Annotated in this window: 20 protein-coding genes and 2 tRNA genes; 7 read left to right on the top strand and 15 right to left on the bottom strand. The window is 63.6% G+C overall.

Annotation, left to right across the window (positions count from 1 at the left end):
* The first annotated feature begins 20 nt into the window (after positions 1-20).
* The 5 genes from A5892_RS06715 to A5892_RS06695 all read left to right on the top strand — a co-directional run bounded on the left by A5892_RS06715 (position 21) and on the right by A5892_RS06695 (position 4,851).
* Positions 21-269 carry an acetyl-CoA carboxylase gene (locus A5892_RS06715; RefSeq protein ID WP_064122147.1) on the top strand — a complete coding sequence of 83 codons (249 nt, stop codon included), beginning with the start codon at positions 21-23 and terminating at the stop codon, positions 267-269.
* Complete coding sequence (locus A5892_RS06710; RefSeq protein ID WP_064122146.1) at positions 269-1,636, top strand: acetyl-CoA carboxylase biotin carboxylase subunit; 1,368 nt, start codon at positions 269-271, stop codon at positions 1,634-1,636. The genes A5892_RS06715 and A5892_RS06710 overlap by 1 nt, the downstream gene beginning before the upstream one ends.
* Positions 1,633-2,505 carry a 5-oxoprolinase subunit B family protein gene (locus A5892_RS06705; protein ID WP_064122145.1) on the top strand — a complete coding sequence of 291 codons (873 nt, stop codon included), beginning with the start codon at positions 1,633-1,635 and terminating at the stop codon, positions 2,503-2,505. Before A5892_RS06710 ends, A5892_RS06705 begins: the two co-directional genes overlap by 4 nt.
* The gene (locus A5892_RS06700; protein WP_064122144.1) at positions 2,502-3,479 is read left to right on the top strand and encodes a biotin-dependent carboxyltransferase family protein; all 978 of its coding nucleotides are present in this window, start codon (positions 2,502-2,504) and stop codon (positions 3,477-3,479) included. The genes A5892_RS06705 and A5892_RS06700 overlap by 4 nt, the downstream gene beginning before the upstream one ends.
* 70 nt (positions 3,480-3,549) lie before the next feature.
* Positions 3,550-4,851, top strand: coding sequence for a purine-cytosine permease family protein (locus tag A5892_RS06695; RefSeq protein WP_064122143.1), 1,302 nt, complete (start codon positions 3,550-3,552; stop codon positions 4,849-4,851).
* 73 nt (positions 4,852-4,924) lie between these two features.
* Here the strand turns inward: A5892_RS06695 and A5892_RS06690 are convergent, their stop codons facing one another.
* The gene (locus tag A5892_RS06690; RefSeq protein ID WP_064122142.1) at positions 4,925-5,782 is read right to left on the bottom strand and encodes a LysR family transcriptional regulator; all 858 of its coding nucleotides are present in this window, start codon (positions 5,780-5,782) and stop codon (positions 4,925-4,927) included.
* 105 nt (positions 5,783-5,887) lie between these two features.
* On the opposite strand from A5892_RS06690, the gene A5892_RS06685 reads away from it, so the two are divergent.
* Entirely contained in the window at positions 5,888-7,192 is a 1,305-nt protein-coding gene (locus A5892_RS06685; RefSeq protein WP_064122141.1) for an aspartate aminotransferase family protein, read from the top strand.
* Positions 7,193-7,289: 97 nt separating this feature from the next.
* Positions 7,290-8,306: a CobW family GTP-binding protein gene (locus A5892_RS06680; RefSeq protein WP_064122140.1), complete on the top strand. Its 1,017-nt coding sequence runs from the start codon at positions 7,290-7,292 to the stop codon at positions 8,304-8,306.
* 1 nt (position 8,307) lies between these two features.
* Here the strand turns inward: A5892_RS06680 and A5892_RS06675 are convergent, their stop codons facing one another.
* The 14 genes from A5892_RS06675 to recA all read right to left on the bottom strand — a co-directional run bounded on the left by A5892_RS06675 (position 8,308) and on the right by recA (position 23,402).
* On the bottom strand, positions 8,308-9,174 hold the full coding sequence (locus A5892_RS06675) for an ABC transporter permease (protein ID WP_064122139.1): 867 nt from the start codon (positions 9,172-9,174) through the stop codon (positions 8,308-8,310).
* A gap of 81 nt (positions 9,175-9,255) precedes the next feature.
* Positions 9,256-10,299 carry an ABC transporter substrate-binding protein gene (locus A5892_RS06670; protein ID WP_190295665.1) on the bottom strand — a complete coding sequence of 348 codons (1,044 nt, stop codon included), beginning with the start codon at positions 10,297-10,299 and terminating at the stop codon, positions 9,256-9,258.
* Positions 10,300-10,330: 31 nt separating this feature from the next.
* On the bottom strand, positions 10,331-11,407 hold the full coding sequence (locus A5892_RS06665) for an ABC transporter ATP-binding protein (RefSeq protein WP_064122138.1): 1,077 nt from the start codon (positions 11,405-11,407) through the stop codon (positions 10,331-10,333).
* Positions 11,408-12,262 carry an ABC transporter permease gene (locus tag A5892_RS06660; protein ID WP_064122137.1) on the bottom strand — a complete coding sequence of 285 codons (855 nt, stop codon included), beginning with the start codon at positions 12,260-12,262 and terminating at the stop codon, positions 11,408-11,410.
* The gene (locus A5892_RS06655) at positions 12,259-13,506 is read right to left on the bottom strand and encodes a metal-dependent hydrolase family protein (protein ID WP_064122136.1); all 1,248 of its coding nucleotides are present in this window, start codon (positions 13,504-13,506) and stop codon (positions 12,259-12,261) included. Before A5892_RS06655 ends, A5892_RS06660 begins: the two co-directional genes overlap by 4 nt.
* A 34-nt stretch (positions 13,507-13,540) precedes the next feature.
* Positions 13,541-14,776 (bottom strand): metal-dependent hydrolase family protein, encoded by a 1,236-nt coding sequence (locus A5892_RS06650; RefSeq protein ID WP_064122135.1) that lies wholly within the window; start codon positions 14,774-14,776, stop codon positions 13,541-13,543.
* Between the two features lie 58 nt (positions 14,777-14,834).
* Positions 14,835-16,208 carry a M24 family metallopeptidase gene (locus A5892_RS06645; protein WP_223302810.1) on the bottom strand — a complete coding sequence of 458 codons (1,374 nt, stop codon included), beginning with the start codon at positions 16,206-16,208 and terminating at the stop codon, positions 14,835-14,837.
* Positions 16,209-16,632: 424 nt separating this feature from the next.
* Positions 16,633-16,709, bottom strand: a tRNA-Arg gene (locus tag A5892_RS06640).
* A 65-nt stretch (positions 16,710-16,774) separates the two neighbouring features.
* Positions 16,775-16,867, bottom strand: a tRNA-Ser gene (locus A5892_RS06635).
* A 220-nt stretch (positions 16,868-17,087) separates the two neighbouring features.
* Entirely contained in the window at positions 17,088-17,279 is a 192-nt protein-coding gene (gene csrA / locus A5892_RS06630; RefSeq protein ID WP_064122133.1) for a carbon storage regulator CsrA, read from the bottom strand.
* Between the two features lie 198 nt (positions 17,280-17,477).
* On the bottom strand, positions 17,478-18,728 hold the full coding sequence (locus A5892_RS06625; RefSeq protein ID WP_064122132.1) for an aspartate kinase: 1,251 nt from the start codon (positions 18,726-18,728) through the stop codon (positions 17,478-17,480).
* Positions 18,729-18,903: 175 nt separating this feature from the next.
* A complete protein-coding gene (gene alaS, locus A5892_RS06620; protein WP_064122131.1) occupies positions 18,904-21,510 on the bottom strand; it encodes an alanine--tRNA ligase in 2,607 nt (868 codons plus the stop codon).
* A gap of 228 nt (positions 21,511-21,738) precedes the next feature.
* Complete coding sequence (locus A5892_RS06615; protein WP_064122130.1) at positions 21,739-22,206, bottom strand: regulatory protein RecX; 468 nt, start codon at positions 22,204-22,206, stop codon at positions 21,739-21,741.
* Positions 22,207-22,334: 128 nt separating this feature from the next.
* On the bottom strand, positions 22,335-23,402 hold the full coding sequence (gene recA, locus A5892_RS06610) for a recombinase RecA (RefSeq protein WP_064122129.1): 1,068 nt from the start codon (positions 23,400-23,402) through the stop codon (positions 22,335-22,337).
* Positions 23,403-23,473 lie beyond the last annotated feature (71 nt).

The following is a 23,473-nucleotide window of genomic DNA, read 5'->3' as shown; positions in this document are numbered from 1 at the left end:
CGACCAGGAGTCGAAGAGATATGTCTCGCATATCCGTGCAAGCCCCCTTCCCCGGTGTGTTCTATCGCCGCCCCTCGCCCGAAGCGGCACCGTTCGCCGAGCAGGGCGAACCATTGAGCCCGGAGAGCGTGATCGGCCTGCTCGAGGTGATGAAGCAGTTCGCCGAGATCACCGCAGGCGACCACGGCAGGCTGGTGCAGTTCGAGGTCGAGGATGGCGCAGTGGTGGAAGCCGGCCAGGTCATCGCGGTGCTGGATGGGGATGCGTGATGATCGAGCGTCTGCTGATCTGCAACCGCGGGGAGATCGCCGTACGCATCGTTCGCGCCGCACGCGAGCTCGGCATCCATAGCATCGTCGCCCACAGCGAGGCGGACGACGACGGACTCGCCGTACGGCTCGCTGACCAGGCGATATGCATCGGTCCCGCGCAGGCGTCGCTGAGCTATCTCAACGTCGAGGCGATCATCGCCGCCGCCGCTCGGACCCAAGCCGACGCCGTCCACCCGGGCTATGGATTTCTCGCTGAGAGCGCCGAGCTGGCGGCCGCGGTGGCCGAAGCGGGACTGTGCTTTATCGGCCCGGACGCAAAGACGATCGCACGCATGGGCGACAAGGCCTCTGCGCGGCGCGAGGCAAGCCTTGTCGGGGTGCCTATCGTCCCCGGCTCGCAGCCACTCGATGACGATCTGGATCAGGCCATCCGCATCGCCGGGGAGATCGGCTACCCGCTATTGATCAAGGCGAGCGCGGGCGGCGGTGGCCGTGGCATTCGCAAGGTCGAGAACGCCGAAGAGCTGGCCCGCCAGCTGCCCCTCGCCCGGGCCGAGGCCCGCGCAGCGTTCAAGGATGAGCGTGTCTATCTCGAACGCGCGATCAGTCACGCTCGTCACATCGAAGTGCAGATTCTCGCTGACGGCGAACGCGCGGTGCACCTGTTCGAGCGCGAGTGTTCGCTGCAACGACGACGCCAGAAGATTCTCGAGGAGGCGCCCTGCGCCGTCCTCGATGAGGACAGCCGGCAAACGCTCTGCGCAAGCGCGGTGAGGCTCGCCGAGCACATCGGCTATCGCGGCGCAGGGACGCTTGAATACCTGTTCGATGAAGCCACCGGCGATTTTTTCTTCATCGAGATGAACACCCGCATCCAGGTCGAGCATCCGGTGACCGAAATGATCACCGGCGTCGACCTGGTGCGCGAGATGATCGAGATCTGCGCCGGGCGTGCGCTCGGCATCACCCAGGCCGAGATCCAGCGCCGCGGCTGGGCGATCGAGATGCGGATCAATGCCGAGGACCCCGACCACGGATTCTTCCCCTCCCCGGGTCGGGTGGAGCGTCTCACCTGGCCCGCCGGCCCGGGCATCAGGATCGACAGCGCACTCTACCCCGGCTACCGGATTCCGCCCTTCTATGACTCGCTGGCAGCCAAGCTGATCGTCCACGCCGAGCATCGCGATGCCGCCCTGGCCCGCGCTCGGCGGGCCCTCGACGAGTTCGAGATCGAGGGTTTCGCCACCACCGCCGGGCTCCATCGTCGCCTGCTCGACGACCCTCGGGTCCGCGAAGCGCGATTCGATACGCAGTATCTCGAGGCCTGGCTCGCCGGCACCACTCATGAGGAGACCCTTGCATGAGCGCACGCTACAGTTTCGCTGGCGACGAATTCCTCTTCGTCGAGCTCAGCGAGGAGATGAAGCTCGAAGCCTTCTTTCGCAGCATCTCGATCACCGACCGCCTGCGCCGGGAAGCCATCGATGGGGTGATCGAGATCTGCCCGGCCAATGCCTCCTACCAGGTCCGTTATGATCCCGATCGGATCGATGGAAACCAGCTAAAGGCCTTGCTCGAGCGCTTCGACACCGAGCTTGCCGGTAACCGCCAGCGCACGCTCCATACCCGGGTGATCGAGGTGCCGGTGTTCTATGACGACCCCTGGACCCGCGAAACCTTGATGCGCTTTCGCGATCGCCACCAGCAGCCCGACGCAACCGATCTCGAGTACGCGGCAAGGATCAACGGCTACGACGACACCGCCGCTTTCATCGAGGCGCACAGCGCGACGCCGTGGTTCGTCTCGATGGTCGGCTTCGTCGCCGGCCTGCCGTTCATGTACCAGATGGCCCCACGCGAGCGGCAAATCCAGGTGCCGAAATACCTCAGGCCTCGCACCGACACGCCGCGACAGACGGTCGGCTACGGCGGCTGCTTCAGCTGCATCTATTCGGTGCGCGGCGCCGGTGGCTACCAGATGTTCGGCATCACCCCGATGCCGATCTACGACCCCGCCGGCGCCCAGCCCCACATCGACGCCTCGATGATCTACTTCCGCCCCGGCGACGTGGTCAAGTTCACCCCGATCGACGACGCGCGCTACGAGGTGCTCGACGCCCAGGCCGCGCGCGGCGAGTTCGTTCCCCGCGTCATGCCCTACGTCTTCGATCTCGATGGCTATGAGCGCGATCCGATCGGTTACGCAGCCAGGGTCAAGGAGGTTTTCGCATGAGCATCGAAGTACTCAAGCCGGGGCTGCACACTTCGATCCAGGACCTTGGCCGGGTCGGCCACTACCATCTCGGCATTCCGCCTTCCGGCGCGATGGACCAGATGTCGCTGCGCGCCGCCAACCTGCTGGTCGGCAATACCCCGGGAGCCGCCGCCTTGGAGTGCGCACTGATGGGACCCGAGCTTCGGTTCACCGAAGCCTGCCGGGTCGCCGCCTGCGGTGCCGAGATGGTGCCCAAGCTCGACGGCGAGCGGCAGCCACTCAATGAGGCCTTCATCGCGCCCAAGGGCAGCGTACTGAGCTTCGACTTCGTTCGCGCCGGGGCCCGGCTCTACCTCGCTTTCGGCGGTGGTATCGATGTACCCGAGCGGCTCGGTAGCCGCAGCACCTATGCCCTGGGAGGCCTCGGCGGCTTGGATGGGCGAGCGCTGCGTGCCGGCGACCGCCTGGCGCTGCTGCCTTGCTCCTCCCGCATCCCGCTGCGCCGGCTGCCCGAGCAGTGGCGGCCGCGCTTCGACGCCGAGCACGTGCTGCGCGTGGTGCCCGGGCTCTACGAGCATCGACTCAGCCCCGCGGGGCGCGAGCGCTTCTACGCCGAGACCTGGCGGGTCGCCTCCGAGGCCGACCGGATCGGCTATCGCTTCAAGGGCGACCAGCCGCTCGAGTTCGTACCTCGCGAACCACCTTTCGGCGCTGGTAGCGATCCATCGAACATCGTCGACGCCTGCTACCCGATCGGATCGATCCAGATTCCCGGCGGCACCGAACCGATCATCCTTCATCGCGATGCGGTCTCAGGCGGAGGCTACGCCACCATCGCCACGGTGATCAGCGCCGACATGGATCTCATCGGCCAGCTCCAGCCACACCGCAAGGTGCGCTTCGAGGCGGTCGACCTGCCCACCGCGCTGGAAGCGCGAGGCGAATATCGCAAGCGCATTGCCGCGCTCGAGCGCCACTTCGCGCCTGACTAGTTCCACGCCGGCCGCTCGGGCCGGCTCGTTCCTGCGTGCCCAACCACAAAAACCTCGCAAGGAGTCATCCATGGCCGGCAAAATCTCCGTCCCCGCCGATCGAACCAACGCCCCCGATCATCCCCGCCTCCCCCGAACCAAGCTGATGATGGCCTGGTGGGCGGTATGCAGCGCGATCTTCTACATCGTCGTCGCCGCCGCCATGGCCCGCGCCTATGGCACCGTCAACGCGCTGATCGGCGTGGTACTCAGCGTGCTCTGCTATACCCTGGTCAATCGCGTGCTATGCCGCTATGCGATCACCTCCGGGCTCGACGTGGCACGCTTCTCACAGCGCCTGTTCGGCGCCCTGGGCGCACCGCTCGCGACCCTGATCTTCTTCGCCACCGCGCTCTACTACGCCGTGTTCGAAGGCCACGTCATGGCGCTGGCGCTAACCGCGTGGAGCGACGGCGCCCTGCCGATGCCGGTCTCCGCGGTGCTGGTGACACTGCTTGGGATCGTATTGATCGGTGGTGGAATCCAGCGCTGGCTGGACAAGTTCAACGGCGTGCTGCTGCCGATCTATGTAATCGGCATGGTCGCCGCGGTAGCGGTCGCCTTCATGGTCCATGGCTACCCCCAAGGCTGGCTCACCCGGGAGCCCGAGGGCGGCGCCTCAAACTGGGGCTGGCTCAACACCTTCGCGTTCTACATGGGCGTCTGGGTACTGATGATGTTCACCTTCGACTACGCCCGCTTCGGCCGCGAAGAGGACGCCGACTTCCACGCCAAGGTGACTTTCGGCCTGCCGTTCTACCTGATGACGTTCTTGTTCAGCGCGATCATCGGCATCCTGCTCGATGCCACCCTGCCGAACGAGGGCATCTCCGAAGCCTCGCTGGTCACCGGTCTGCTCGAGTTGATGGGCGGCTGGGGACTGCTGCTGGTGTGGGTGACCCAGAGCCGAATCAATACCGCCAACTTCTATCTGGCCGCGAGCAACCTCGACCACCTGATCGGAGGCGCGCAGCGGCGCTGGACCAAACCGGTAAGCATCGTGCTGGTCGGCATCCTCGCCTACCTGCTGATGCTCTCCGATGTGTTCGCCTACCTGCTCCAGGCCTTGGCCTACCAAGGGGTGTTCGTGGTCGCCTGGGTCGGCGTCGCCATCGCTTGGCTGATTTCACCGAGCCGCGGCATGCCCACGCCCTCGGTTACCCCGCGCCTGGAGCGAAGCGGACTGATCGCCTGGCTGGGCGCGACGGCGATCGGTATCGCGCTGATGTACGCAGGCCCCCTCGCCGTGCTCTCCGCGCCGCTGACCTTCGTCAGCGCGCTACTGCTCCATACCGCCGCCACGCTGTTCTTCCCGCGCCGCCTCGCGATCTGAACGACGCTCCCCGCTTCGGTGGAATACCGAAGCGGGCCAGCGCAGGGAAGCCAGCGTCCGGTGAATCGCCGACTCATATCCCTGGCAAATGGGCACGGATATGTCGTGCGAAGGCTTCCACCAGCGGCGGATGGGTCTCCCGGGCAAACTCCACGGTGATCCCGAAGCTGGGCAGAACTGGCAGATCCGCCCCGGTAGCCAGTATCTGCAGATCCCCTGGCACCGCGGTCCGTGTCATCACCGCGATCGCCTGGCCTGAGCGCACCAGCGCGATCAAACCGGCCAGACTGCTGCTGGCGTAGGCGACATGGTGAGCACGCCCGCAGTCGAACAGGGCCTGGCGAGCCCAGGTGTGATCCAGGTTGTCCGCGTGCGAAAGCGCCAAGGGGAGCGACTCGGATTCCATCACCGGGCAGCCGGGACACCCTACCCAAACGAGCTGCTCGCGACGAATCACCGATGCCGAACGCTCTCCATCCGGCACGGAAACCAGCGCCAGGTCGATGGCGTGTCTGGCGAGCTGCTCGCGCAGGTGGGAGGTTGGCGCACAGCTCACCTCCACCAAAGCGTGGGGATGACGGTGGGCGAATCCACGCAGCAGAACGGGCAGGAACACCGTGGCGTAATCGTCCGGGCAGCCGAAGCGCAAGGTACCGGAAAACCCCTGGCCCGAGAGTTCGGCCATAGCCTCGTCATGACAGCGAAGGATGCGCTGGGCATGCACCAGCAGCTGTTCGCCGTGCGCGGTCAGCAGTACGCCACGCCCAGTGCGCTGCAGCAGCGGCTGCCCGACCGCCTCCTCCAACCGCTTCATCTGCTGACTCAGCGCCGCTTGGGTGCGGCCCACGCGGTCGGCTGCACGGCTGAGGGCCTTGGTTTCTGTGATCACGACGAACGAGCGCAGCAGGTCGATATCCAAAGATGGCTGCAAGGTATAAGCATCCCTTTATGCTTGTATAAGAACTATTCGTTTTGATGAAACCCCGGGCTCCTCTATCGTGCAAGCACAACGTCACAACGCCGGCGAGGAAGAGATATGTCGAGGAATCAAGCGCCGATCTTCTGGGAAAATGCGCGCAATCACCTGATCCGCTACGGCGGTGATTTCGAGCCGCTGATTATCGAACGGGCCGCCGGCAGTTTCGTCTACGACGCTGACGACCGGCCGATCCTGGACTTCACCTCCGGGCAGATGAGTGCCGTGCTGGGCCACTGCCATCCCGATATCGCTGCGGTGATCTGCGACCATGCCAGCCGCCTGGATCACCTGTTCAGCGGCATGCTTTCACGCCCGGTGGTGGATCTGGCCAAGCGTCTGGCCGAGCTGGCGCCCGGAGAGCTGAGCCGAGCGCTGCTGCTGAGCACCGGTGCCGAGTCGAATGAAGCGGCCATCCGCATGGCCAAACTGGTGACCGGTGGCTACGAGGTGGTCGGCTTCGCCCAGTCCTGGCACGGGATGACGGGAGCCGCCGCCTCGGCCACCTACAGCGCCGGCCGGCGCGGCATCGGCCCGCCCGCGGTGGGCTCCTTCGCCATCCCGGCACCCAATGGCTATCGACCGCGATTCGGCTGCGCCGATCACTACGACTGGCGCGCCGAGCTCGACTACGGCTTCGAGCTGGTCGACCGCCAATCGAGCGGAAGCCTGGCGGCGTTCATCGCCGAGCCGATCCTCAGCTCCGGCGGCATCATCGAACTGCCCGAAGGCTACATGGCGGCACTCAAAGCCAAGTGCGAAGAGCGAGGCATGCTGCTGATCCTCGACGAGGCCCAGACCGGCATCGGTCGCACCGGCTGGCTGTTCGCCTGCCAGCGCGAAGGTGTCGCTCCGGACATCCTCACCCTGTCCAAGACACTCGGCGCCGGCCTGCCCCTGGCAGCGGTACTGACCACCCCATCGATCGAGGAACGCGCCCACGAGCGCGGCTACCTGTTCTATACCACCCACGTATCGGACCCCTTGCCCGCCGCGGTGGGACTCAAGGTACTGGAGGTGGTCGAGCGCGACGGCCTGGTCGAGCGGGCCAGGCAGGCCGGGCAGCGCTTGAAGTCCGGCCTGCGGGCGCTCATGGCCAAACACGATTGCATCGGAGACGTGCGAGGACAGGGCCTGCTCCTCGGCGTGGAGGTGGTCAAGAGTCGCCGGACGAAGGAACCCGCCATCGATCTGGGCGTTGCGATCAATCGTGAATGCATGGACCTTGGACTGAGCATGAACATCGCCCGGCTGCCAGGCATGGGGGGCGTATTCCGAATCGCGCCACCGCTGAACGTGAGCGATGAGGAGATCGATCTGGGATTGGCGCTGCTGGACCGAGCCATTGCCCAAGCGCGAGTATGACGCCATGCCAGGATGAACATGTGAGTGACCTTGTTACGGCCTTTCCCCATGCCTTGCCATATACTCGAAAGCTGAATGTTCCAGGCGGACCGCACGTATGCCAACTTACCAAAAGCTCCGGACTCGTATCCCCGTCACGCTGCTGGTCGGTTTTCTGGGCACAGGCAAGACCACGCTGCTCAGGCGGTTGCTGTCGGATCCACAGGGGGTACGCTTCGGCGTTCTCATCAATGACTTCGGCGCGGTCAACATAGATTCCGAGCTTATCGTCGAAAGCAGCTCCGACACCGTTTCGCTCTCCAATGGCTGCGTTTGCTGCTCGCTCAGCACGGATCTCGTCGATGCGATGAGGCGTCTTCTCGATAGCCAGCCGACGCCGGAGCATATCATCATCGAGGCGAGCGGCATTTCGCGCCCGCTCCCGCTCTTGGAGGCGCTGGAGGTCGAAGCGCTCGAGCAGCGGATCGTACTGGATGGCATCTTCTGCCTGATCGATGGAGCGGCTTTCAACGAGCTCGATTTCGAATCGACTGAGCTAGCCCTGGAGCAGGCGACAGGCGCTGATCTGGCCATCATCACCAAGTCCGACCTCGCCACGCCAGCGCAGCTGCTGGCGACCGAGGAAACACTGCGCCATGCGCTGCCAAGGATGCGCATGATCCGGGCCAGCGGCGGTGACGTGCCGCGAGAGATCCTATTCGCAGCGGCGGATAATCTCTCGGACTGCGCTCGAAAATCCACGCTGAACGATCGTCATTGGGGCCGCGGCCATGCAGACGATGACCACGGCCATGATCATGATCATGGCCATACCGATCGGTTCGAATCCTGGCATTGGCAGACCACAGGGAAGATCGACGAGGACAAGCTGCGCTTGGCGATCAAGCGCCTGCCACCCGATCTTCTGCGCGCCAAGGGAATCTTTCATACGCCGAGCAAGCCTGACGGGCGTCTGATCTTGCAGCTGGTCGGCAAGCGATCGGAACTTACCTACGAACACAGCGATGCGCCAGACAGAAGTGCGGCCGTCGCCATCGGCGTCAAGGGTTCGTTCGATCCAGCCGTGCTCGAAGATATCCTCTCAAGCTGCATCATCGATGAGAGCGCACGCTGAATCAGTTGCGAAAACTTTGCCTCGTGACAAGGCTCGCCACTACCGTGAGCAGCAGCGTGGTTGCCATCAGAACGAAGGCGATGGCGGCCGCGAGCGGCCAGTTATTCATCTGGAACTGACCGTAAACCAGCGGTGCCAGCATACGGAACTCAGGCCCGCCGAGCAGAACGGGGGTCGCATAGGCATTCATTGCCAGTATGAAGGTCAAAATGGTCCCCGCGGCAATTCCCGGCATGGAGAGCGGCCAGAGCACGCGACGAAACATCGTAAGTGGAGGAGCGCCAAGGGAAAAGGCCGCCTCCTCGAGATTTCTATTCACGCTTTCCAGCACGCTCTGCAAGGTCAAGACCATGTAGGGCAAGTTGACGGCGATTATGCCGATGACTACCGCCGTCTCACTGAACATGATCTCGGTCATCGTCGAGGTGATACCAAGATCCATCAAGGTGACACTGAGGAAGCCCTGGCTTCCGAGCAGTGTCATCCATCCTGCCGCGCGCACGGCGTTGCCGACGAACAGAGGAATGACGACGGCGATGATCATCAGGTTCTTGAAACGCGACTGAGTCCGCGCCAACACATAGGCCAGCGGAAACCCCAGCAGGATGCAGGCTAGCGTACAGACGACCGAGATGCGTACGGTGGTGAAGAAAGCGCCAAGAAAATATGGGTCGGTGAAGAAGTCGACATAGTTGGCCGGGGTAAAGGCTTCCACCATCAGAAGGCGCGGATCATATTCGTTGAGCGAGTAGCGCAAGAGAAACAGCAGCGGCACGATCACCCCTAGCGCCACGAGGATGGTCGCCGGGCCGATCAGGCTGGAGGCGCTGATGACAGTGCCGGAGCGGAGCTGCGAGGATGTATCCACGAGACATCTCCTATCGATCTGATCGATCCGTTTCTGGCTGATTCATCATCGAGAGGCTTCTAGATAGAAGCATGCATACGCTCAAGCTTTGAACACGCGATCCCACCAAGTCTTCATTTCAGCGTCGTGATCGAGCAGGAAACCGTAGTCGATGTTCTTGAACAGGGAGACTTCCTCCTCGGTGAAGCCGATCCGCGCACTCAGCTCAGCCGGCACTGCGGCGTTGGTGACCACCGGGTTGTAGCCCATGTCTTCGGCGAATGCCCTTTGGGCGGAGGGATCGAGCATGGCGTTCAGATAGGCATAGGCGCCATCCAGATGCTGAGCATTCTGAGGAATGGAAAAGCCGGAAACATAAGGGATGGCGCCCTCGCTCGGAACGACCGAGGCAACCTTGATACCGGACTCCTGCCACTGCACGGTCCTGGCTTTCCACATGATGCCGACGTCGATCTCGCCAGCGGAGAGGCCCTGTGCGAAAGCCTCATTGGTCGGATAAATTCGCGCTCCGGCCCTGCGCGCCTCGAGGAGAAGCTCCTGGCCCGACTCGATATCGGTAATCGAACCACCGGCCGCCAATGCGGCTGCCGAAATGGTGTATTGATACTGGATGTCGATGAAACCGAGCCGATTGCCATGTGAAGGATCGAAAGCTTTTGCATAGCTATCGGGCGCATCCACGGCGTCCGGATTGTAGTTCACCACCATCGCCGAATAGATGTGCGGAACGCAGTAATCGAATCGAAAGCCCGGCTGCAGGTTCTGCGCATTCGGAATCCGGCTGTAGTCGATCTCCTGGGTCAATCCAAGTTCGTAGACCTGATACATGTTGGGGCCATTGAGCCCTTGGATATCCGTTGACCCACGCGGCAGCCGGCGCTCGGCAATCATCTTGGACCGACGCTCGGGATCGCCCGCCTGGTCCTGGATGACACGCCACCCTTGGGATATCAGGAAGGGCTGCTCGACATTCTTGTTGAGAAGTTGGGCATAGTCGCCGCCCCAGGTGCCGACCACGACGGTTCCAGCCGCCTGGGCGCGCGTGAACGACGGCATGGCGAGGGCAGCGACTCCCGCTGCGGCACCGGTAAGCACGCGACGACGGTCGATCAGGAATCTATTCATGGGAGCTCTCCGTGCGTTATTCGATTGATTGTTAATGCACTGCTTCCGGTTGCTTCTCCCGCGGCACTGCGAAGATCGCCGCGTTGGATGACCAAGCGACATGGACACGATTTCCGACCTCAGGCAGGCGGACTCCTTCGCCGTTGGCGATCTGGGCGACGATGAGATCAGACGGCGAAATGCGAACGTGAACGTCGGTAAGGCCCCCCATATAGGAGACGATCTCGACCTCGCCGATGAAAACGTTATCGAAACCCGTTGGAGGTTCGGCCGTCAGGGTCACGCGCTCTGGCCGAAGCGCGAGTACCGCATCGCCTACCAGCCGGCGCCCGCAGCGAATACTCAATCCGCTCTCGAGCACGAGCACGTCCGCCTTCATGCGCCCTCGCAAAAAGGTGGAGCGACCAACGAAACCGGCGACGAAAGGCGTGGCCGGACGCTCGTAGAGGTCGCGCTGGGTCCCGACCTGCTGGATCTGCCCGTCGGCCATCACTACCAGGCGGTCCGCCATGGTCAACGCCTCTTCCTGGTCGTGTGTGACCATGACGGTGGTAATACCCAGCCGCTGCTGGAGATTTCTGATCTCAAGGCGGACCTCCTGACGCAGCTTGGCGTCGAGGTTCGACAGCGGCTCGTCGAGCAGCAGCACGTCCGGCTGGAAGGCCAGCGCGCGTGCCAGCGCCACGCGCTGCTGCTGCCCGCCCGAAAGCTGGCGCGGCAGCCGATCGGCCAGATGCTCCAGCCGCACCAGCCTCAGCGCTTCCAGGATCCTTGGCTCACGCTCCGCCTTGGCGACACCACGCATCTCTAGCCCAAAGCCGACGTTCTGGGCCACGCTCATATGCGGGAAGAGCGCGTAGTTCTGGAACACGAGTCCCGTGTTGCGCCGCCATGGCGGCAGGTCAGTGACCTCGCGCTCGCCGATATGAATCATTCCGGAGGTCGGCTCCACGAAGCCCGCGACCATACGGAGGGTCGTGGTCTTACCGCAGCCCGATGGACCGAGCAGCGTCAGGAACTCACCGTCCGCGATGTCGAGCGAGACATCCTGAGCGGCATAGAAGTCTCCATAGCGCTTGGAGAGGGTGTCGAGCTGTAGACGAGCCATTTAGACCACCCTGGAAATTTTGACGAAACGGTCGGTGAACAACATCGCGGCCACGATGATGACGATCTGGATTACCGAGACCGCCGCGATGGTCGGATCGATCCGCCATTGCAGATACTGCAGGATCGAGATCGGCAGCGTCGTGCGCCCCGGGCCGACGAGGAACAGGCTCATCTCCAGATTGCCGAAGGAGGAGACGAATCCGAACAGCGCACCCGCGACGACCCCGGGCAGGATGGCCGGTACCGTGATTCGTCGGAAGGTGGTGAAGCGGTTCGCGCCCAGGTTCATCGCGGCTTCCTCCTGCGCGCGATCCATGCCTTCGAGACTGGCGACGATGAGGCGCACGATCCATGGAATGGTCAGCAGCACATGCCCCCAGACGAGCCCCCAAAATGACCCGATCACCGGCAAGCCGCTGCGAATCTCGATCTCTACCTGGAAGACGTAGAGGGCAAAACCGAGCACGATACCGGGGACGATGAGTGGCATCAAAAGGATGTTGCTGACGAGCGCACGGCCGCGGAAGCGCAACCGTACCAGCCCAAGCGCGGCGGGAAGCGCAAGCACCAGGCCAATCGCGGTGGCGATCACCCCAAGCTGGGCGGACAGCACGAAAGCGTCGATGAACTGCTGGTTGGACGCCGCCTGCGAATACCAGCGAAGCGAATAGCCCTGGGGTGGGTAGGATGGGATCGATTGCGAGTAGAAAGACAGCCAAGTGACGAAGACCAGCGGCGTCAATATATAGAGAAACGCGATCAGCGCAGCCCCTTTCAGCACGATGGAGCCCAGGCGTCGGCGCTTGGTCCGTGTCCGCAGCGCCTCCCGGGGTGCTCGACGCACCGTGCTCACGCAACCTCCAAGTCGTTCTTATGGAAACGTCCACCCTTCATGATCACCGACATGTGTCGCCCCTGTCCTTCCAGAAGCGAGACGTCGCGTGTCGGGTCGCCGTCCACCACGATGAGATCCGCCCAGGCTTCCGCCGCGATCGTGCCAAGCCGCCCGGGGCGACGCACGACCTCGGCCGCAATGGTGGTGGCGGAGCGGATCACCTCGATCGGTGACTGCACCTCGGCACGGATGCTGAACTCACGACTCTGGTCCACGGCCAGCGCGCCGAGCAGATCGGATCCATAAGCGACCTTGACCCCGGCCGCCCCGCACAGCTCAAGCGAGCGGTAACCACCCTCCAGCACCAACTCGTTTTTTTCGAGCATCTCGGCCGGCATGCCGTACTCGGCAGCGCGCTCCTTCATCGCCACATAGGCCACCAGATTGGCCACCAGATAGGCCCCGCGCTCAGCCATGAGGGCCGCTGACGCCTCGTCTATCAGGTTGCCATGCTCGATGGTGCGCACCCCGTTGGAGACCGCGCGGGTGATCGCCTCGGCTGAATAGGCATGGGCACAGACATAGCGCCCAAAGGCCTCCGCCTCCTCGACCGCCGCCAGTATCTCGTCGGTGGAAAACTGCAACGAATCCAGGGGGTCATAGGGCGACGCGACGCCCCCCGATACCATGATCTTCACCTGGTCACAGCCCTGGCGCATCTGCTCGCGCACCGCCTTGCGAACGGCGTCCTCGCCGTCGGCCACGAGGCGCAGATAGGCCATTCCGTTGCAGCATGGGCAAGCATAGCCAGGGTTGGTACGCGAGCGTCCATCGCTGTGGCCTCCCGTCGGTCCGATCGACCGCCCCGCGATGAACAGACGCGGGCCGGGGATCAGCCCTTTGTCCACCGCCGCTTTCATCCCCCAGTCCGTTCCGCCGGTATCCCGCACGGTGGTGAATCCGCGGTCGAGCATCTCGCGTAGCCGCCGCGCTCCGCGGGCGGCCGCCAGGGTCAGCGGAACGTCCTCCATCCGCCGCATGTAGACTTCGCTGTGCATCGAGTGGACATGGCAGTCGATGAGACCAGGCATCAGCACCCGACCACCACAGTCGATGACGCTGGCCGATGAGGTCTCGATCGGGCGATCGGACACTTCGCGGATCCTTTCGCCCTCGACGAGGACCTCGTAGCCACCCCGAGGCTCGTCGAAGGCGGGATCGAGCAGCCGCAGATTCCTGAACAGCAATGCTTGCGCGGTCATGGTGATGGGGCCCGTCCGTCAGTCCGATATGCGGTCAGTGCAGCGTGTTCTTGTACAGCCGCCCGTTTTTCATTATCAGCGGCATGTACCGCCCTTGCCCTTCGAGGAGCCCGAGATTACGCAGCGGATCCCCGTCTACGACGATCAAATCGGCGAAAGCGCCGGGCGCGATGCATCCAAGTTTGCCCTCCTGACGCAAGACCCTGGCGGCGACGCTGGTCGCAGAGCGCACGATATCGATGGGCGAGAGGACTTCCGCCCGGATACGGAACTCTCGGGACTGATCCACCTGGAGCTGGCCGAGAAGATCGGACCCATAGGCGACCGGCACGCCGGCGCGCTTGCAGATCTCCAGCGAGCGCAGGCCGCCCTCGATGACGAGATCGTTCTTCTCCAGCATCTCGCCGCTCATACCGTACTCGGCCGCGCGCTCTTTCATCGCCACATAGGCGACGAGATTGGCGACGAGGAACATCTCCTTCTCGGCCATTAGGGCGGCCGAGGCCTCGTCGATCAGATTACCGTGTTCGATCGTGCGCACGCCCGCTCGAGCGGCACGAGCTATCGCCTGCGGCGAATACGCATGAGCGCAGACATACCGACCGAAGGCGGCGGCCTCCTCCACCGCTGCGCGCACCTCGCGCTCGGAAAACTGCAGCGAATCGAGAGGATCGTAGGGCGATGCCACCCCTCCCGACATCATGATCTTCACGTGGTCGCAGCCCTGTCGCATTTCTTCGCGCACCACCTTGCGCACCTCCGACACACCGTCCGCCCGTCCCATGGCGAAGGCCAGCGCGTCACAGCATGGGCAGCGCGTCCCAGGGTCGGTGCGACGACGGCTATCGCTGTGCCCGCCCGTGGGGCCGATCGCGCGTCCGGCGACGAAGATACGGGGGCCATCGATCAGCCCCTCCTCGACCGCGGTGCGAATTCCCCAGTCCGCCCCGCCGGTATCACGAACGCTGGTGAAGCCGCGATCGAGCATGCCGCGCATCGACTGCATCGCATGCGCCGTCATCAGCGTCAGTGGGATGCTTTCAAGCTTGCCGATCACCACCTCGCTGAGCACGACGTGCACATGGCAGTCGATCAGACCGGGCATCAGCGTTCCTCCACGGCAGTCGATCACCTCGGCCGTGTCCGCTTTGATCGGGCGCTCCGACACCTCCCTGATCGTGCAACCCTCGACCAGGAGTTCATATCCGCCGACGACTTCGTCACTCTCGGGATCGAGCAAGCCGAAATTCCTGAATAGAAGCTGGCCCATGCTATCTCCATGTCCTGGTGTGCCGAGAGCGCTCGTCACTCCACTAAACGAGCAGCGTTCACCTCGGCGCTCGACGCTCGTATCCGAATGGGTCGCCCACGCTCGCACAGGGTTCGGTGAACCAGCGCGGACCGTCCTCGGTCATGTAGGCACAGTCTTCCAGCCGCACGCCGAACTCACCGTAGATGCAGATCATTGGTTCGACGGAGAAACACATGCCGGAAGCCATGCTTCGCTGGTTGCCCTTCACCATGTAGGTCTCTTCATGCACTTCGATACCGATGCCATGGCCGGTGCGATGGGGCAGCCCCGGTACCGCGTACCCGGGGCCGAAGCCGGCGGTCTCGATGACACGGCGAGCAGCCGTATCGACCTCCTCGCAAGGGTTGCCGAGCACGGCGGCCGCGAAGCCGGCCGCCTGCGCACGCTTTTCGAGCTCCCAAACCTCGCGCTGACGCGCGTTCGGCTCACCGAAGACATAGGTGCGGGTCATATCGGAGCGATAGCCGCCAACGAAGGCGCCCAGGTCCATCAGCACCATATCGCCATCCTCGAGGGTCTGTGGGTAGTCGACACCATGCGGATAGGCGGTCGCCTCTGCGAACAATACGATGGGCGCCCCCGCTGGGAGCGTCGCCCCGAGGCGACGATGCGCTTCAACGACGAAATTTTTAACCTCGCCGGTGCTGATTCCCTTGCGCAGGATTCGAGCGGCTGCCTTATGGACTTCGAGCGTGATCGCGTTGGCGATCTTCATCAGTGCGATTTCAGCGTGCGACTTGATCGTCCGGCAGGCAGCCGTGATCGATGCGCCATTGACGAAGTCGAAGCGGCTTCCAGCCCGGTGCGAAAAACCATCGAAAGTGAAAAAGCGAGTTGCCGGATCGATAGCGACGGTGCTTCCCGGCGGCAGGCCTAGATCCATCAGCGTATCGATGACGAGTACCGACGGGTCCTCGTGTTCCTCCCATACGCGGATGTCGTCGCCAAACTCGAGCATGGATCGCGTTTTGGGCTCCTCGAAGGCCGGACTCAGGTAGATGATCGTGCCGTCGGCCGGCAGAATCGCGCCGTGCAAACGCTCGCTCGGCTTGAGATCGATTCCAGTGAAATAGAAAAGGTTAGGAGACGTATCCAGATAGAGCGCCCCGATCCCCTGCTCGCGCATCAGCGCCTGGGCTCGAACGATGCGCTGTGAATAGTCCTTGCGCCCGATAGGCACCGCATCGCCTACCATGTTGGACATCCGCGCAAGCTCCGCCTCGGCGCTCGATCCTCCTACTCCCACAGTCATCGACAACGCTCCTCTTGGTTGGCGAAGCCACTGGATAGCGGCCACTCCACTTTTCCTGTGTCGCTTGCCGCTCACTGCGTTATCGCTCGCAGCTGGGCCGTTAACTACGCTCAGGTGAGCCGTAAAGCAGCAGAACATGACGTCGTCTTTCTACTCTGCCCGGTCGGCGTGGCGTTGGCTTGTGCCGCTTCGTCGTCAAATGTGACGAAATTGGCACAGTCATGACCCGCTGCGATTTCTATGCGGAGGCGATGAATCGGACATCGGCGAGGCGTATTTCGAGGCGATCGGGAGGGAGTAGGCAATCAAAGCCCGGCACGGCAAGACACTACCACCGGCATGAATCATCGGGGCGAATCATCGAAGTGACGCGCATGGGGCAACCTCGCTCGAGGTCGAATGGAGCGAGTGTCAGGAGACTTTCTGGGAGGTGTGGAAGGCGAGCGAGGAGCATGCCTTGAAATTCGGCCAAGCAAATAACCCCGTGCTCAGCTGCACGAGGTAGGCATTGATCATAAACTAACGATACTGATGTTCGACCGCTGAGATGTCAGGTCGAGGATGGCGCGCCCGAGAGGATTCGAACCTCTGACCCCTTGATTCGTAGTCAAGTACTCTATCCAGCTGAGCTACGGGCGCGTGTCTTACGGTGCTTACATCCATGGCAGCTCGAGAACCGCTTCGGCTACCGTGCTCCAGTCGTTTGGCGGAGAGGGAGGGATTCGAACCCTCGATAGAGCTTTTGACCCTATACTCCCTTAGCAGGGGAGCGCCTTCAGCCACTCGGCCACCTCTCCTCGAGCACGGCGCGTATGTTATCCAGTCCTGGTCTATCTGTCCACCCCAGCCCGTATTTTTTTCTAGAAAAACCGTTGTAATTCAAAAACGACCGTCAACATGGAAAGGGATCTGGAGGACACCCGGTCAGTTCAGGCGTCGAGGCCCAAACGCTGGCGACAATGCATCCTTCGGTGTTCGAATCGCCCCTAGCCGTAACCCATGGTCAAACGCTCGCCACTACTCCTTGTCAGAGTCGACATCGTTACGCTCGAGCTGGATTCGCTGATAGATCTCTTCGCGGTGAACGGAGACATTCTTGGGGGCGTTCACACCAATACGTACCTGGTTGCCCTTCACCCCGAGCACCGTCACGGTGACCTCGTCACCAATCATCAGAGTCTCGCCAACCCGGCGAGTGAGGATGAGCATATGACCTCCTTATCGCAATGAACATCCAGTGCCGACCGCAACGGCTCGCCGCCCACCAGTGCATCCGCCCTGACGGGGAGAGCCATTATGCATTTCCAGGCAGGAACGACCAAGCGGTCAACCAACGGCACTTGACGAACTATAGAAGATTTTGTCCAAGCCGAAAGCAAAAGGCACCTCTGTCGAGGTGCCTGCATCCTACCCTTCTTGGTTCACGTCTTCGCGATCGAGTCCGAATGCGGTGTGCAGGGCGCGAACCGCCAGCTCCATGAACTTCTCATCGATCACCACCGAGATCTTGATTTCGGAGGTCGAGACCATGCGAATGTTGATGCCTTCGTTGCCCAGCACCTGGAACATCCTGTTCGCGACCCCGGCGTGCGAGCGCATTCCCACGCCGACCAGCGAAACCTTGGCGATCTGGTCGTCGCCCTTGATCTCACCCCCGAGCTCGGGGATCACTTTCTGTTCGAGCAGCCGATAGGTCTGCTTGTAGTCGCTCTTGGCGACGGTGAAGGTGAAATCGGTACGATCGCCGACTGGAGCGACGTTCTGGATGATCATGTCGACTTCGATGTTGGCGTCAGCGATCGGACCGAGGATCTTCGAAGCCACCCCAGGGATATCGGGGGTATTGAGTACGGTCAGCTTGGCTTCATTGACGTTGAAGGCGATGCCGGAGATCAGCGGCTCTTCCATGTGTGACGACAAGGGTTCTTCCTCCGCGACGATCAGGGTGCCGGGGCCATCCTCGAACGAGGAAAGCACGCGCAGCGGGACGTTGTACTTGCCTGCGAACTCGACCGAGCGAATCTGCAGGACCTTGGAGCCGAGGCTGGCCAGTTCGAGCATCTCCTCGACGGTGATGGTTTCGAGCCGCCGCGCGCGCGAACAGACGCGCGGATCGGTGGTGTAGACCCCATCGACGTCGGTGTAGATCTGGCACTCGTCCGCCTTCAGCGCAGCGGCGAGCGCCACCGCGGTGGTGTCCGACCCTCCACGCCCGAGCGTGGTGATGTTGCCGTCGGCGTCTACCCCTTGAAAGCCGGCGACCACCACCACTCTCCCCGCGCCGAGATCCTGATGCAGCTCATCGGTATCGATCTGCTGGATCCGCGCACGGGTGTGGGCGCTGTCGGTGCGAATACCGACCTGGGCGCCGGTGTAGGAAGTGGCGGGCACACCGATCGCATGCAGCGCCATCGCCAGCAGGGAGATGGTGACCTGCTCGCCGGTGGAGACCAGCATGTCGACCTCACGCGGATGGGGCTCGTCACTGACTTCGTTGGCCAGGCCGATCAACCGGTTGGTCTCGCCACTCATCGCCGAGACCACCACCACGATCTCGTGGCCTTGATCGCGGAAGCCCTTGACCTTCTCGGCCACAGCTTTGATTCGCTCGACCGAGCCGACCGAGGTTCCACCGAATTTCTGAACGTATAGCGCCATGATTGTCCTTCTTCGGGCCGAAGCATCGACCGTTTGAACGTTCGACGAAGCGCGACGAGCGCGCCCCGTCATGACTGGCGCATGGCTTGGACCGCCACACGCCCTGGCGTTTCGCAGCTGAGGCCTGTCTGGAACGAACCTGGCCGCCGATCTCGACGACGGCCCGCGGACGCTCCTAGGCCAGCCGGCCCTCGAGCCAGCCGGCAACACTCGCCAAAGCCGCATCGAGGTCATTCGGCCGGCTGCCGCCGGCCTGGGCCATGTCAGGGCGCCCACCGCCCTTGCCGCCGACCTGGTGGGCGACGTGATTGACCAGTTCGCCCGCCTTGAGCCGGGAGGTGAGATCCTGGGTCACCCCAGCGATCAGGCCCACTTTGTCCTCGCCCTCGACCGTCGCCAGCACGATCACCCCGGAACCGAGGCGATTCTTGAGCTGATCGAGCAGCCCGCGCAGATCCTTGCTCGAGACGTCCTCGAGGCGCTTGACCAGCAGCGGCACGCCGCCGACCTGCTTCACCTCGTCGAGCATGTCGCCGCCGACCCGGCTGGTGAGCTTGGCCTTGAGCCGCTCTACTTCGCGCTCGAGATCGCGGTTGCGCTCGACCAGCGCGACCAGGCGGCTCTCGAGCTGCTCAGGCCTGCTCTTGAGCTCGGCGGCGACGCGACCGAGCACCCGTTCGGCGCTGCGCAGTTCTTCCAACGCCGCTTCTCCGCTCAGTGCCTCGATACGGCGCACACCCGCAGCGACCCCACTCTCGGCGACGATGTGGCACAGCCCGATATCGCCGGTGCGCGGTACGTGGGTACCGCCGCACAGCTCGATCGAGAAATCTCCAGTGCCCATGGTCAGCACCCGTACCGCCTCACCATACTTGGCTTCGAACAGCGCCCGGGCGCCCAGCGCCTTGGCTTCGTCCAGGCTCATCAACCGGGTGGTGACCTCGGTGTTGGCACGAATCTCAGCATTGACCAGACGCTCGATCTCCTCGAGCTGCGCCGGCGTCACGGCCTCGAAATGGCTGAAATCGAAACGCAGCCGCTCTTCGTTGACCAACGAGCCTTTCTGCTGCACGTGCTCGCCGAGCACCCGACGCAGTGCTTCGTGGAGCAGGTGGGTCGCCGAATGGTTGCGCATGATCCGCTGACGGCGGCTGTCGTCGACCTCGGCCGCTACCTCGGCGCCGACCGCCAGTGAGCCTTCGACCAGCACCCCTTGGTGGAGATAGTGCCCGTCGCGCTTCTGGGTATCGGTGACCTGGAAGCGGCCATGCTCGGTGGAGAGCCAGCCGCTATCGCCTACCTGACCGCCCGATTCGGCATAGAAGGGCGTGCGGTCGAGCACCACGGTGGCATGCTGGCCCGCGGCGACCAGCTCGATCGACGCGTTCTGGTCATCGAGCAGCGCAACGACGCGGCCACGGTCGCGGAGGTTGCCGTAGCCGGTGAACTCGGTCTTGCCCTCGAGCTCGAGCGCCGCGCCGTACTCGACCCCGAAGTTGCTTGCCGCCCGAGCCCGCTCACGCTGGGCGTTGAGCTCGCGCTGGAAGCCCACCTCGTCGAGATGCAGGCCCCGCTCGCGGGCGATGTCGGCGGTGAGATCGAAAGGAAAGCCATAGGTGTCATAGAGCTTGAACACCGTCTCACCGTCGAGGGTGTCCCCTTCCAGGCCGCCGATCGCCTCTTCGAGCAGTCGCATGCCGTTGTCGAGGGTACGCGCGAACTGTTCCTCCTCCTTGAGCAGCACCTTCTCGATCTGCCCGCGCGCGCGACGCAGTTCGGGATAGGCATCGCCCATCTCGGCATCGAGCGCGGCCACCAGCTTGTGGAAAAACGGATCACGCGCGCCGAGCTTGTGGCCATGGCGCACCGCACGCCGAATGATCCGCCGCAGCACGTAGCCGCGACCCTCGTTGCTCGGCATCACGCCGTCGCTGATCAAGAACGCGCAGGAGCGGATATGGTCGGCGATCACCCGCAGCGAGGCTTGGTTCAGGTCGCACTGGCCGGTAAGCTCGGCCGCCGCCGCGAGCAGGTGCTGGAACAGGTCGATCTCGTAGTTGGAGTGGACGCCCTGCATCACCGCGGAGACCCGCTCAAGCCCCATGCCGGTGTCGATCGAGGGATTCGGCAGCGCATTGAGGTTGCCCTGGGCGTCCTTCTCGAACTGCATGAACACCAGGTTCCAGATCTCGATGTAACGATCGCCATCCTCGTCGGGTGAGCCGGGGGGGCCTCCCGCGACCTCGGGGCCGTGATCGTAGAAGATCTCCGAGCAAGGACCGCAGGGGCCGGTATCGCCCATCTGCCAGAAGTTGTCCTCGTCGAGCCGCGCCAGGCGCTCCGCCGGCACGCCGATCTCGTCGATCCAGATCGCGGCGGCTTCGTCATCGGTGTGATGGACGGTGACCCAGAGACGCTCCTTGGGCAGCTTCAGCTCCTCGGTGAGGAAACGCCAGGCGAGATCGATCGCATCGCGCTTGAAGTAATCGCCGAAGCTGAAGTTGCCGAGCATTTCGAAGAAGGTATGGTGGCGCGCGGTATAGCCGACGTTGTCGAGGTCATTGTGCTTGCCGCCTGCGCGTACGCAGCGCTGGGCCGAGGTAGCACGCACGTAGGGGCGCTTGTCGCGGCCGAGGAAGACGTCCTTGAACGGCACCATGCCCGCATTGGTGAACAGAAGCGTCGGGTCATTGTCGGGTACCAGCGAGCTCGAAGGCACCCGGGTGTGGCCGTTGCGCTCGAAGAAGCTCAGGAACGCCTGTCGTATGTCTGCGCTTTTCATCGTCATTCCATGGTTGTTCCGAATAGCCGTTATCGTGCGCGAGACCGTGATTGAACCGGATGCGGACAGAGGGGCATGCGAGGATGCGCAACGCGGCAGGTATCGAGCCCCCCGCGTGCGAAACACCGATCGACACGATAAAGAGGCGCCTAGTATACCGCTTGGCGAGACTGCATAAAGAGCGGCGGGAAGCAACGCAGCGGGCGCCGGCCTCGCGGCGGCGAGTCGTCAATCCTCCCAGGCATGCGCCATCGCGCGTCGACTCTGCTCGCCGTCGAAGCCTCGCCCGGCGAGAAAGCGCTGGCGCCGGGCGTACTCCCGCGGGCCTTGGCCAGGCCCATCGAAACGCCGCGCCAGCGCCTGCGAGGCCTGCGCCTCCCAATCGATCCCGGCCCCCTCGAGCGCAGCCGCGATCAGGCTCGACGCAATCCCGCGCTCGCGCAGCTCCGCTTCGATCTTCCTCGGCCCCTGGAGCCGCTGCACCCTGGCACGCACGAAGGCCTCGCAGAAACGCTCATCGGACTGGAGCCCGCGGCTTTCGAGCTCGTCGAGCGCCGGCTCCACCTCCTCGTCCTGGTAGCCGTCGCGCCGCAGCCGCAGCGCTATCTCGGCGCGAGAGTGCTCACGCCGCGCGAGCATTGCGACGGCGCGTTCATAGGCAGGGATTTCGCCGCCATCGGCGCGGGTCGTCCTCATTCGGGCTCCTCGGGGCGGCGCACAGCTGGCCAATGACCGCGCCGCAGCGGAAAAAGATCCGGGGCCCATCAGGGCCCCGGGAGGGAGAAGCACCACCGCCTGCGCCGCGCACGGCGCCACGCGCTGGGTCAGAGCAGGTCGTCCTGGTCATCCTCGAGTACGGCAGCGGCAGGTGTGGCCTCTTCCTCCTCGTTGACCTTCGGCGTGCCGAGCAGCTGGGCGCGGATCTGCGCCTCGATCTCCTCCATCATCGCCGGGTTGTCGACCAGGAACTGCGCCGCGTTGGCTTTGCCCTGGCCGATCTTGCTGCCCTTGTAGCTGTACCAGGCGCCCGCTTTGTCGACCAGGTTGCACTGGACGCCCAGGTCGATCACCTCACCGGCGTGGTAGATCCCCTGGCCGTAGAGAATCTGGAACTCGGTCTGGCGGAACGGCGGCGCGACCTTGTTCTTCACCACCTTGACCCGGGTCTCGTTACCGATCACCTCGTCGCCCTGCTTGACCGACCCGATGCGGCGAATGTCGAGGCGCACGCTGGCGTAGAACTTCAGCGCATTGCCCCCCGTGGTGGTCTCGGGGCTGCCGAACATCACGCCGATCTTCATCCGGATCTGGTTGACGAACATCACCAGGCAGTTGGCGTTCTTGATGTGGCCGGTGACCTTGCGCAGCGCCTGGGACATCAATCGCGCCTGCAGGCCGACGTGGGAGTCACCCATCTCGCCTTCGATCTCGGCGCGCGGGGTGAGGGCCGCGACCGAGTCGACGATGATCACGTCGACGCCGCCGGAGCGCACCAGCATGTCGCAGATCTCGAGCGCCTGCTCGCCGGTATCCGGCTGGGAGACCAGCAGGTCGTCGAGGTTGACGCCGAGCTTCTCGGCATAGCTCGGGTCGAGGGCGTGCTCCGCGTCGATGAAGGCGCAGGTCTTGCCCTGCTTCTGCGCCTGGGCGATCACCGAGAGGGTGATGGTGGTCTTGCCCGAGGACTCGGGCCCGTAGATCTCGACGATCCTGCCGTAGGGCAGGCCACCGATGCCGAGCGCGATATCGAGGCCGAGCGAGCCGGTCGACACCGAGGGAATCGCCACCCGCGGTGTTTCACCCATGCGCATCACCGCGCCTTTGCCGAACTGCCGCTCGATCTGAGAGAGCGCTGCGTTGAGCGCCTTGGTACGGTTGTCGTCCTGAGCCATTGAAGGTTGTCCCGATCCTGTTTGCCGTTGGAGCCGGGGCCAGCGCCCCGATGGACGAAGATGCACCGACG

Origin of the sequence: Halotalea alkalilenta (assembly GCF_001648175.1) — a bacterium.
Classification (GTDB): domain Bacteria; phylum Pseudomonadota; class Gammaproteobacteria; order Pseudomonadales; family Halomonadaceae; genus Halotalea; species Halotalea alkalilenta_A.
This window is presented reverse-complemented; position numbering and strand designations above follow the sequence as displayed.